The organism is Enterobacter sp. JJBC (assembly GCF_036936505.1).
GTDB classification, from domain to species: domain Bacteria; phylum Pseudomonadota; class Gammaproteobacteria; order Enterobacterales; family Enterobacteriaceae; genus Enterobacter; species Enterobacter hormaechei_C.
Map to the genome: position 1 here is coordinate 3239432 of NZ_CP136935.1, position 11842 is coordinate 3251273.

Genomic DNA, 11842 nt, shown 5'->3' on the forward strand with positions numbered 1-11842 from the left:
CTGTGAACAAAGGGATCCGCCGCACTATGATTATGCGCGTTGTGTTGACGCTGTTGGCGCTGGTGAGCCTGTCGAGCCAGGCGCAGACCATCAAAGAGAGCACGGCCTTTGCCGTCATTGGCGAGCCGAAGTACGCGGTTAACTTTAACCACTACGATTACGTCAACCCAGCCGCCCCGAAAGGCGGAAACGTGACGCTTTCCGCCACGGGAACATTTGACAACTTTAACCGCTTTGCCCTGCGCGGCGTAGCGGCAGCGCGTACCGAATCCCTCTATGACACGCTGTTCGTCACCTCCGACGACGAGCCCGGCAGCTATTATCCCCTGGTCGCCGAGAACGTACGTTACGCCGAAGATTTCAGCTGGGCAGAAATCGCGATTAATCCGCGGGCGCGTTTTCACGACGGTACGCCGGTTAGCGCCCGCGACGTGGCGTTCACCTTTCATAAATTTATGACCGAAGGCGTGCCGCAGTTTCGTCTGGTGTACAAGGGCACCACGGTGAAAGCCATCGCCCCGCTGACCGTGCGAATCGAACTCCCTGAGGCGAACAAAGAGAATATGCTGAGCCTGTTCTCCCTGCCCGTCATGCCCGAATCCTTCTGGAAAAACCATAAGCTGAGCGATCCCCTCTCTACCCCGCCGCTGGCCGGAGGGCCGTATCGCATTACCGACTGGCGAATGGGCCAGTATGTGATCTATTCCCGTGTGAAAGATTACTGGGCAGCCACGCTGCCGGTAAACCGGGGCCGCTGGAACTTCGATACAATCCGCTACGACTACTACCTGGATGATAACGTGGCCTTCGAGGCATTTAAGGCAGGCGCATTTGATTTACGTGTCGAGAACAGCGCCAAAAACTGGGCGACCCGCTATATCGGAAAAAATTTCGCGAAAGGCTATATCGTTAAAGACGAACACAAAAACGAATCCGCGCAGGACACGCGCTGGCTGGCGTTTAATATTCAGCGCCCGGTTTTTTCCGATCGTCGGGTGCGTGAAGCCATTACTCTGGCGTTTGATTTCGAATGGATGAACAAAGCGCTGTTTTACGGAGCCTACAGCCGGGCGAACAGCTATTTCCAGAATACTGAATATGCCGCCCGTGATTATCCCCACGCGGACGAGCTGGTTTTGCTGGCGCCATTGAAAGCGGAGCTACCGCCGGAGGTGTTCACCCGCATATTTGAACCGCCCAAATCCGACGGAAACGGGTTCGACCGGGACAACCTGCTGAAAGCCAGCAGCCTGCTGGATGACGCTGGCTGGGTGCTGAAAAATCGGCAACGGGTTAATGCGCAAACCGGTAAACCGCTCAGCTTCGAACTGCTGATTGCCTCTGGCGCAAACGATCAGTGGGTGCTGCCGTTTAAGAAGAACCTTGCCCGGCTTGGCGTCACTATGAATATCCGCCAGGTCGATATGGCCCAGTTGACTAACCGCAAGCGCAGTCGCGATTACGATATGATGCAGACCCTGTGGGCCGCCCAGCCGTGGCCGAGTTCAGATCTGCAAATCTCCTGGGCATCGGGGTATATCGACTCCTCCTACAACGCCCCGGGCGTAAAGAGCCCGGTGATTGATGCGCTGATTGCAAAAATTGTGGCCGCTCAGGGCGATAAGAACAAGCTTCTGCCGCTTGGCCGCGCGCTCGATCGGGTATTAACCTGGAACTATTACATGCTGCCGATGTGGTATATGGGCGAAGATCGCGTGGCCCGCTGGGATAAATTCTCCCTGCCTGCCGTTCGCCCGGTTTACACCCTCGGCTTTGACACCTGGTGGTATGACGTGAATAAAGCCGCAAAATTGCCCGCAGAGCGGCGTTAAGGAGTGACGATGGGCGCTTATCTTATCCGCCGGCTGCTGTTAGTGATCCCGACGCTGTGGGCCATCATTACCATTAACTTTTTTATCGTCCAGATCGCCCCCGGCGGTCCGGTGGACCAGGCGATTGCGGCAATAGAATTTGGTCACGCTGGCGGCATGCCGGGCGGCGGCGGCGAAGGAATGGGGGCCAGCCATGCCCGGACGGGCGTGGGCAACATCAGCGAAAGCCACTACCGGGGCGGTCGGGGACTGGATCCGGAGGTGATCGCCGAGATCACCCATCGCTATGGTTTTGACAAGCCGCTGCACGAGCGCTATTTCAGGATGCTATGGGATTATGTCCGTTTCGATTTTGGCGACAGCCTGTTTCGCAGCGCCTCGGTGTTAACCCTGATCAAACAAAGCCTGCCGGTTTCCATCACGCTCGGACTGTGGGGGACGCTGATTATTTATCTGGTCTCCATTCCGCTGGGGATAAGGAAAGCGGTCTACAACGGTAGCCGTTTCGATATCTGGAGCAGTACGTTTATTATCATCGGCTACGCTATTCCGGCGTTTCTGTTTGCCGTGCTGTTGATTGTGTTTTTCGCAGGCGGCAGTTATTTCGACCTCTTCCCGCTGCGCGGGCTGGTCTCCGCGGATTTCAGCACGCTGCCGTGGTATCAGAAAATCACCGATTACTTCTGGCACATCACGCTGCCGGTGCTGGCGACGGTCATCGGCGGTTTGGCGGCGCTTACGATGCTGACCAAAAACGCCTTTCTTGATGAGATCCGCAAACAGTACGTCGTCACCGCGCGCGCCAAAGGCGTCGGTGAAAAGCAGATCATGTGGAAGCACGTTTTTCGTAACGCCATGCTGCTGGTGATTGCAGGTTTCCCCGCCACGTTCATCAGTATGTTTTTTACCGGCTCGTTGCTGATAGAAGTGATGTTCTCGCTCAACGGATTAGGGCTGCTGGGCTATGAGGCCACCGTCTCCCGTGATTATCCGGTGATGTTTGGCACACTCTACATTTTCACCCTGATCGGCCTGCTGCTGAACATCATCAGCGATATCAGCTATACGCTGGTCGATCCCCGTATCGATTTTGAGGGCCGCTGATGTCGCGTTTAAGCCCCGTCAATCAGGCCCGCTGGGCGCGCTTTCGCCACAACCGTCGCGGCTACTGGTCGCTGTGGATCTTCGCCGTCCTGTTCGCCTTAAGTATGTGTTCGGAACTGATTGCCAACGATAAACCCCTGCTGGTGCATTTCAAAGACCGCTGGTACGTGCCGGTGCTTACTACCTATAGCGAAAGCGATTTTGGCGGCCCATTTGCGACGCCAGCCGAGTACCAGGATCCCTGGTTACGTGAGCAGATAGCGCAGCACGGCTGGGCTATCTGGGCACCGATTCGTTTTGGCGCGAACAGTATTAACTTCGCCACGTCTACCCCCTTCCCTTCGCCGCCTTCCGCGCAAAACTGGCTGGGAACGGACGCCAACGGCGGCGATGTGCTGGCGCGCATCCTCTATGGCACCCGCATCTCGCTCCTGTTTGGGCTGATGCTGACGCTCTTTAGCAGCGTAATGGGCGTTGTGGCGGGCGCCGTGCAAGGCTATTACGGGGGTAAAATAGATTTATGGGGACAGCGCGTGATTGAAGTCTGGTCCGGTATGCCAACGCTGTTTCTGATTATCCTGCTGTCCAGTGTGGTACAGCCTGGCTTCTGGTGGCTGCTCGGGATCACCGTCCTGTTCGGCTGGATGGCGCTGGTCGGCGTGGTGCGCGCGGAGTTTCTGCGCACGCGGAATTACGACTATATTCGCGCCGCGCAAGCGTTAGGCGTGAGCGATCGCGCAATTATCTTCCGCCACATGCTTCCCAATGCGGTGGTGGCGACCCTCACCTTCCTGCCGTTTATTTTGTGCAGCTCCATTACCACCCTGACGTCGCTTGATTTTCTTGGTTTCGGTTTGCCACTGGGCTCACCGTCCCTTGGCGAACTGCTGTTGCAGGGCAAAAACAATCTCCAGGCCCCCTGGCTGGGCATCACCGCATTCCTCTCCGTGGCGGTGCTGCTTTCCCTGCTGATTTTTATTGGCGAAGCCGTGCGCGATGCCTTCGATCCCAACAAGGCGGTATGACATGACCCGGCCTCTTCTGAGCATAGAAAACCTGTCGATTGCGTTTTCAAAGCAGGGCGAATCACGCACGGTAGTGACGGATTTATCGTTGCAGATCCAGCGCGGAGAGACGCTGGCGCTGGTCGGGGAATCCGGTTCCGGTAAAAGCGTCTCGGCACTTTCGGTGCTGCGCCTGCTCCCCTCCCCGCCGGTCAGCTATCCGCAGGGGGATATTCTGTTCCATGGACAATCGCTGCTGAACGCTGACGAGCAAACCCTGCGCGGCATTCGTGGCAATAACATCGCCATGATTTTTCAGGAGCCGATGGTGTCGCTCAACCCTCTGCATACGCTGGAAAAACAGCTCTATGAAGTGCTGTCCCTTCATCGGGGAATGCGTAAAGAGGCAGCGCGGGGTGAAATTCTGGACTGCCTTGAACGCACCGGTATTCGTCATGCGGCGAAACGGCTGAACGATTTCCCGCACCAGCTTTCCGGCGGCGAGCGCCAGCGCGTGATGATCGCAATGGCCCTGCTCACGCGCCCCGAACTGCTGATTGCCGATGAACCCACCACCGCGCTGGACGTCACGGTGCAGGCGCAAATTCTGCAACTGCTGCGCGAGCTTCGCGACGAGCTGAAAATGAGCCTGTTGTTCATTACGCACAACCTGAGCATCGTGAAAAAGCTTGCTGACACGGTGGCCGTGATGCAAAACGGCCGCTGCGTGGAACAGAACCGGGCATCCGTCCTGCTGAGCGCGCCTCAGCACCCGTATACACAGCGCCTGCTCGATAGCGAACCCGCTGGCGACCCGGTTCCGCTTAACGCTGACTGCGCGCCGTTGCTGAGGGTTGAGGGGCTGTCGGTGTCATTCCCGATCCGCAAAGGCATTCTCCGTCGCGTGGTCGATCACAATCATGTCCTGAAAGACATGAGTTTCGCTCTGCGTCCGGGCGAGTCGCTTGGGCTTGTGGGCGAATCCGGCTCGGGCAAAAGCACCACTGGCCTGGCGCTGCTGCGCCTGATCGCCTCTCAGGGAAGCATTGTCTTTGACGGCATGCCGCTGCAAAACCTGAATCGCCGGATGATGCTTCCTGTCCGCCCGCGGATGCAGGTGGTATTTCAGGATCCAAACTCTTCGCTTAACCCGCGCCTGAGCGTATTACAGATTATTGAAGAGGGCCTGCGCGTCCACCAGCCGACAATGACGGCGCAACAGCGTGAAATCGACGTGAAGCGGGTGATGGAGGAAGTGGGTTTAGATCCCGAGACCCGGCACCGGTATCCGGCTGAGTTTTCTGGCGGACAGCGCCAGCGTATAGCGATTGCCCGCGCGCTGATCCTGAAACCGGAGCTGATCGTGCTGGACGAGCCAACCTCTTCCCTGGACCGCACCGTGCAGGCGCAAATTCTGGCGCTGCTGAAGGGGCTACAGGAAAAGCATCGGCTGGCCTATATCTTTATCAGCCACGATTTACAGGTGGTGCGTGCGCTTTGCCATCAGGTGGTGGTATTGCGGCAGGGAGAAGTCGTGGAGCAGGGAGAGTGCCAGCGCGTATTCACCGCGCCGACGCAGGATTACACGCGCCAGCTATTGTCCGCTGACTAGCACTCAGAAAGGGTATTGACCGGAGAACGGCTCGGCAATGGCCACGCCGAAGTTTTTCAGACGACAGGTGGCGGCAAACTCATCCTGGCTGTTAACAAACAGGCACGGCTCACCTTCGCATTCCAGCACGGAGCTGTCCACTTCGATGTCCGTCAGCGCCTGGCTGAGACGTTCCATAACCGGCCACGCATTTTCATCGCTCGGGCTGAGCAGTTTGAGCGCCACCAGGCAATTATCCTCCCCGGCAACGCTTTGCGGAATCGGTTCAACTTTCGAACCTGCAAAACCCGTCGACCAGCGATAGCTCTGGGGCAAGCGATGGACAATGGAGAGTTGTAATGTATTCACGTTCAGATCCCCGGAAGCAAATTTACTTCACAATTTATTTACATTTATAGTAACACATCATCGACAACCTGCACTGTTTAGCGGATTTTATAGGCGTTGCAGGCTCGCGTCGGCGCTATATGTACCCGTTTCTGCGATCTAACTCAACCTTTTTAAATACAATGATGTGACTTTTTACATAAATAGATTTTACATAAAAGAAACAAACACAGGGTAAACGAACGTAGGGTTGGTTGATATGGGTCAACAAAAAGGCCCGTATCGGGCCTTAAGTGGTCATTTATGCGCCGTCTTTCGCGGCCGGCTGGCGTAAAGATAAAAAAGAATGGAGCAGGTCGCGCAGAGGGCAATCGCCCACAGCATCGGCCAGGCGGTATTAAACGTTGCCGTCGAGAGCAGCGCCCCGACTATCGCGCCAATCCCGAAACGGAACGTTCCTGCCAGCGACGAGGCGGTACCCGCCATATGCGGGAATTCGTCGAGGATCACCGCCATCGCGTTGGATGAAACCATCGACACGCAGCCGACAAACGCCGCCACGCCCACCACCAGCGCCCAGAAACCGACGCCCAGCAACGCGCTCAATACCAGCCAGATAGCCATCACGAACTGGATCCACAGCCCGGCGCGGAACATATTCAGCGCCCCAACCCGCCGGACAAAGCGGCTGTTGATAATGGTCATCACAAACAGGAACACAATATTCAGCGCGAAGTAGTAACCAAAATGCTGGGGTGACACATGGTTCAGTTCGATGTACACAAACGGCCCCGCGCTCAGGAACGAGAACATTCCGGCAAAGCTGAAGCCGCTGGCAAGCATATAACTGAGCACACGCTTATGGCGAAACAGCGAGGCAAAGTTGCCAAGCGTGGTGCGAACGTGGAACTTCTGTCGTCGCTCGACCGGCAGCGTTTCATCGATAAAGACGAAGATCATCACCGAGGCCAGCAGCGCGGCAATCGCCAGGATCCAGAAAATCGCATGCCAGCTGAACCAAACCAGCACCGCCCCGCCCACCATGGGGGCGACCAGCGGCGCAATTGTCGTGACCAGCATGACGAACGACATCATGCGTGAGAACTCTTCCTTCGGGTAGACGTCGCGCATCAGCGCGTTAATTACCACGCTTGCCGCAGCCGCCGCCAGACCATGGAAGAAACGCATCACAATCAGCTGATCGATACTCTGCGCCAGCGCGCAGGCCACCGCCGCCGCGGCAAATATCAATGTCCCCCCCAGAATAACTGGTTTACGCCCCAGGCTGTCTGCCATTGGGCCATAAAAGAGCTGGCCGAGCGCAAAACCAAGAATGTAGGTGCTGAGCGTCATCTGTGCGCTGCCTGCCGGTACGCCAAACTGCGCGGAAATCACCGGCAGCGCGGGCAGATACATATCGATAGACAGCGGCATCAGCATGGCCAACAGGCCAAGGATAAATACGATTTTAAACGACGAGTGTGGCCTGGTGGTCACAGGGTTCTCCTGAATTTAGCGTGAAGGCAGCCCGACGCTGGCAATCTCTTCTTCCGTCAGCGGGCGATATTCCCCTGGCGCCAGGTCTGGATCGAGTGCAATCGCGCCGATACGTTCACGATGCAGCCCCACAACGTGGTTGCCCACGGCGGCAAACATCCGTTTCACCTGGTGATAGCGGCCTTCACTGATGGTCAGGCGCACGTCGGTTGGAGTGATGATTTCCAGCACCGCCGGTTTGGTCAGATCTTTTTCATTATGCAGCTGAACGCCTTTTGCGAACTGCTCTGCCGTGTCATCCGAGACCGGAGACTCAAGCGTCACCCGATAGGTTTTCTCACAGTGATGGCGCGGGGAGGTGATGCGATGCGACCACTGGCCGTCATCGGTCATCAGCACCAGGCCGGTGGTATCAATATCCAGTCGCCCTGCCGCATGCAGCTTGTGCGCCACAGGTTCGTCGAGGAAGTAGAGCACCGTCGGGTGATCCGGATCGTCCGTTGAACAGACGTAACCTTCCGGTTTGTTGAGCATGAAGTAGCGCGGGCCATTCTGCTGGGTCAGCGGGTTGCCGTCATACTCCACCTGGTGCTCAGGCTGGAGTTTAAAAGCGCTGTCTTTCACAATGTCGCCGTCCACGGTTACGCGGCTGGCGCGAATTTCACGCCCGGCAATAGCGCGGCTTACGCCGAGTTGCTGAGCGATAAACTTATCAAGTCGCATGAAATCTTTTTAGCCTTAATGGTGCTGGAAGTCGGACTACGCGTCCGAAAAAGAAGCAGTCAGAAACAGTTCAGTATAATGGTCTGGTTGCGCCACTCAAGGGAAAAAGTTTCGTGGCATACTATATGCGAGTTAACTGAATAGAGAAGCCATGACGTTCACATTACGCCCCTATCAGCAGGAAGCCGTTGATGCCACCCTCGCCTGGTTTCGCAAGCATCGGGAGCCCGCCGCCATCGTACTCCCGACCGGAGCCGGCAAAAGCCTGGTGATTGCCGAACTGGCGCGCCTGGCCCGCGGACGCGTGCTGGTGCTGGCGCACGTCAAAGAGCTGGTGGCGCAAAACCACGCCAAATATTGCGCGCTCGGCCTGGAGGCCGACATTTTTGCCGCCGGACTGAAGCGCAAAGAGAGCCACGGAAAAGTGGTGTTTGGCAGCGTACAGTCCGTCGCGCGCAACCTGGAACTGTTTCGCAGCGAGTTTTCCCTGCTGATTGTCGATGAGTGTCACCGCATCAGCGATGACGACGACAGCCAGTATCAGCAAATCCTCACTCATCTGAAAAAGGTGAATCCTCACCTCCGTCTGCTTGGCCTCACCGCCACGCCGTTTCGTCTGGGCAAGGGCTGGATTTATCAGTTTCATTATCACGGCATGGTGCGTGGCGATGAAAAGGCCCTGTTCCGCGACTGTATCTATGAGCTTCCGCTGCGCTACATGATCAAGCACGGCTACCTGACGCCGCCGGAGCGGCTGGATATGCCCGTCGTTCAGTACGATTTCAGCCGCTTACAGGCGCAGAGCAACGGGCTGTTCAGCGAGGCAGATCTTAACCATGAGCTGAAAAAACAGAAGCGGATCACGCCCCATATCATCAGCCAGATTGAAGAGTTCGCACAAACGCGCAAAGGGGTGATGATTTTTGCTGCCACTGTCGAACACGCGCGCGAAATTACGGGGCTGCTGCCCGCCGACGACGCGGCGTTAATTACCGGTGAAACCCCCGGCCCGGAGCGCGACAGCCTGATCGAGGACTTCAAAGCTCAGCGGTTCCGCTATCTGGTGAATGTCTCCGTACTAACCACCGGCTTTGACGCCCCGCACGTCGACCTGATTGCGATTCTTCGCCCGACGGAATCCGTCAGCCTGTATCAGCAGATTGTTGGCCGCGGGCTGCGTCTGGCGCCGGGCAAAACCGACTGTCTGATCCTTGATTACGCCGGTAACCCGCACGATCTCTATTCGCCAGAAGTAGGCACGCCAAAAGGCAAGAGCGACAACGTTCCCGTTCAGGTTTTTTGCCCTGCCTGCGGGTTTGCCAACACCTTCTGGGGGAAAACCACCGCCGACGGCACGCTGATTGAACATTTTGGCCGCCGCTGTCAGGGCTGGTTTGAAGACGATGAAGGCCATCGCGAACAGTGTGATTTCCGCTTCCGCTTCAAAAACTGCCCGCAGTGCAACGCTGAAAACGACATTGCCGCCCGCCGCTGTCGGGAGTGCGACACGGTCCTGGTCGACCCGGACGACATGCTGAAAGCAGCGCTGAAACTAAAGGATGCGCTGGTGCTGCGCTGTTCCGGCATGGCCTTACAACCCGGCGCGGATGAAAAAGGCGAGTGGCTAAAAATCACCTATTACGACGAGGATGGCGCAGACGTCAGCGAGCGGTTCCGGGTCCAGACGTCCGCCCAGCGCACCGCGTTCGAGCAGCTCTTTATCCGCCCGCATACCCGCACGCCTGGCGTACCGCTGCGCTGGCTAACCGTTGCCGATATCGTGCGCCAGCAGGCGTTGCTGCGGCATCCTGATTTTGTTGTCGCCCGCAAAAAAGGGCAGTTCTGGCAGGTACGTGAGAAGGTCTTTGACTATGAAGGACGCTTTCGCCGGGCAAACGAATTGCGCGGTTAACGGGACTTTTCGTTGATGCGCGAGCCATTTGAGTATAAAATGCCGCCCGCTTCACATCCGTGAGGCAGAACACTCACCTGCTGCTGGGTCGCCTGTAGTAGGGTTTTAAATACAGAGAGAAATCAATGTTCACTATCGAAGCAGAAGTACGTAACGTGCAGGGTAAGGGTGCGAGCCGCCGCCTGCGTACCGCAAACAAGTTCCCGGCTATCGTTTACGGTGGCGAAGCTGCTCCAGTTGCTATTGAACTGGATCACGACAAAGTATGGAACATGCAGACCAAAGCTGAGTTCTACAGCGAAGTTCTGACCATCGTTGTTGGCGGTAAAGAAGAAAAAGTGAAAGTTCAGGCTGTTCAGCGTCACGCGTTCAAGCCAAAACTGACTCACATCGACTTCGTTCGCGCGTAATCGCAAACCTGTCGAGAAAAACCCCGCGTTTGCGGGGTTTTTTTATGGCTGTTACTTACCGCCTGAGGTGCGACGCTGAAGCTGGTCGCGCAGATTCGGCGGCGTGCCTTTAATGGTCAGCGTGTCGGTGGCCGGGTCCCAGAAGATACGTTCCCCGAGCAGCATGGCATCAAAGTTAATGGTTAACCCACCGCCGCTACCGGCAAATTTCGTCAGCTGACGCAGCGTACTGCGATCCGCCGGGAAGCTCTCTTCCAGCTCATAGCCTTTTTCCGCGGTAAATTCCTGGAAGCTGACTTCGCTGACGCCTGCCAGCTCTTTGGACAGCGACTCCAGCTCAATCTCTTCCCCGGCCTGTAACTGCTCGTTGCAGTAGCTGTAAACCTGCTGACGCACGTTTTGACGCTCAGATTTATCAAGCTGCGCCTCAGCCGTAAAGTCATCCACCGCCTGGAGGAGACCTTTGTTCTGCGCTTTGGCATTCAGCCCTTCGCTGGCACCGAGGAAGTCCATAAAGAAATCGGCCACTTTGCGGCCCACGCGACCTTTAAGGAAGGTCAGGTAGCGCGTCGATTCCGGGTTGGTTTCCCATTCGGTTAAATCGATACGCGCCACAATATCCGCATGGTTGATATCCAGATAGTGCGTTGAGCTGATATCCAGCTGCTCGTTCACGCGCATACTGCTTAAGTTATTCAGCACGGTGACCAGCAGATACTCTACCGCCAGATAGCGGTAGTGGCAGAACAGGACGATACCGCCATCGGCGAAGGGATATTTCGCCAGTTCGTCACGCAGACGGCCAGTAGCAGCGCGGCTGAATGCCAGGAAATCCTCTTCGCCCTGACGTTGCAGGCGCAGGCTATCCGCCAGTTCGCTCTCTTCGCTGAACAAGCCATAGGCTTTATTTTTCGCGCTGTAGACGCGATGCAACTCCGCCATCATCTCGACAACGGTAGGCGTTGGTTCCAGTAACGAATCGCGCAGCACCACTTCAAGGGTTTGCTCATCACGCTTGATAAGCTGGTGCAAGGCAATCTGGTTGATTTCCAGACTCATGATAAACTCTCCTTTTAGACCGGGCGGTATTCAACCACCACCAACGCATGTGTGCAACAGAAGATAAAAAAGGGGAAAAAAAGCTGTTGCTACGGTAATATGTCGCCCTTCTCTCAACAAACTGATTTTGATTTATGCCACAACATTCCCGCTACAGTGACGAACACGTTGAACAACTGCTCAGTGAGCTGGTCAACGTACTGGAAAAACATAAAACGCCAACCGATCTCTCCCTGATGGTTTTGGGAAATATGGTTACCAACCTGATCAATACCAGCGTTGCTCCGGCTCAGCGTCAGGCGATCGCCAAATCTTTCGCCCAGGCTTTGCAGTCCTCCGTTAGCGACGACCAGGCACACTAA

11 protein-coding genes are annotated in these 11842 nt (G+C 56.3%); 7 read left to right on the forward strand and 4 right to left on the reverse strand.

Translation table 11 applies throughout. The features are described from left to right. Positions 1 to 26: 26 nt before the first annotated feature. Genes RY075_RS15590 through yejF form a run of 4 tightly spaced genes read left to right on the forward strand, consistent with a single transcriptional unit; the run spans position 27 to position 5552 of the window. Positions 27 to 1832: an extracellular solute-binding protein gene (locus tag RY075_RS15590; RefSeq protein WP_032634211.1), complete on the forward strand. Its 1806-nt coding sequence runs from the start codon at positions 27 to 29 to the stop codon at positions 1830 to 1832. Between the two features lie 9 nt (positions 1833 to 1841). Then, entirely contained in the window at positions 1842 to 2936 is a 1095-nt protein-coding gene (locus tag RY075_RS15595) for a microcin C ABC transporter permease YejB (RefSeq protein ID WP_063855601.1), read from the forward strand. Next, positions 2936 to 3961, forward strand: coding sequence for an ABC transporter permease (locus RY075_RS15600; protein ID WP_023314555.1), 1026 nt, complete (start codon positions 2936 to 2938; stop codon positions 3959 to 3961). Before RY075_RS15595 ends, RY075_RS15600 begins: the two co-directional genes overlap by 1 nt. Before the next feature lies 1 nt (position 3962). Beyond that, positions 3963 to 5552, forward strand: coding sequence for a microcin C ABC transporter ATP-binding protein YejF (gene yejF, locus RY075_RS15605; RefSeq protein WP_058648613.1), 1590 nt, complete (start codon positions 3963 to 3965; stop codon positions 5550 to 5552). Positions 5553 to 5555: 3 nt separating this feature from the next. On the opposite strand, the gene RY075_RS15610 is transcribed toward yejF, so the two are convergent. From RY075_RS15610 to rsuA, 3 genes are all read right to left on the reverse strand, one after another. Then, positions 5556 to 5900: a YejG family protein gene (locus RY075_RS15610; protein WP_003859372.1), complete on the reverse strand. Its 345-nt coding sequence runs from the start codon at positions 5898 to 5900 to the stop codon at positions 5556 to 5558. 276 nt (positions 5901 to 6176) lie between these two features. Continuing rightward, positions 6177 to 7376 carry a Bcr/CflA family multidrug efflux MFS transporter gene (locus tag RY075_RS15615; protein ID WP_003859373.1) on the reverse strand — a complete coding sequence of 400 codons (1200 nt, stop codon included), beginning with the start codon at positions 7374 to 7376 and terminating at the stop codon, positions 6177 to 6179. Between the two features lie 15 nt (positions 7377 to 7391). Then, on the reverse strand, positions 7392 to 8099 hold the full coding sequence (gene rsuA, locus RY075_RS15620; protein WP_045896180.1) for a 16S rRNA pseudouridine(516) synthase RsuA: 708 nt from the start codon (positions 8097 to 8099) through the stop codon (positions 7392 to 7394). A 151-nt stretch (positions 8100 to 8250) separates the two neighbouring features. Between rsuA and RY075_RS15625 the strand changes: the two genes are divergently transcribed. Further along, entirely contained in the window at positions 8251 to 10011 is a 1761-nt protein-coding gene (locus RY075_RS15625; RefSeq protein WP_022651520.1) for a DEAD/DEAH box helicase, read from the forward strand. 125 nt (positions 10012 to 10136) lie between these two features. Beyond that, positions 10137 to 10421, forward strand: a complete 285-nt coding sequence (gene rplY, locus RY075_RS15630; protein ID WP_003859376.1) for a 50S ribosomal protein L25 — start codon at positions 10137 to 10139, stop codon at positions 10419 to 10421. Positions 10422 to 10472: 51 nt separating this feature from the next. Here the strand turns inward: rplY and yejK are convergent, their stop codons facing one another. Beyond that, positions 10473 to 11480: a nucleoid-associated protein YejK gene (gene yejK, locus RY075_RS15635; protein ID WP_017383403.1), complete on the reverse strand. Its 1008-nt coding sequence runs from the start codon at positions 11478 to 11480 to the stop codon at positions 10473 to 10475. A 134-nt stretch (positions 11481 to 11614) separates the two neighbouring features. On the opposite strand from yejK, the gene RY075_RS15640 reads away from it, so the two are divergent. Next, on the forward strand, positions 11615 to 11842 hold the full coding sequence (locus RY075_RS15640; RefSeq protein WP_001135586.1) for a YejL family protein: 228 nt from the start codon (positions 11615 to 11617) through the stop codon (positions 11840 to 11842).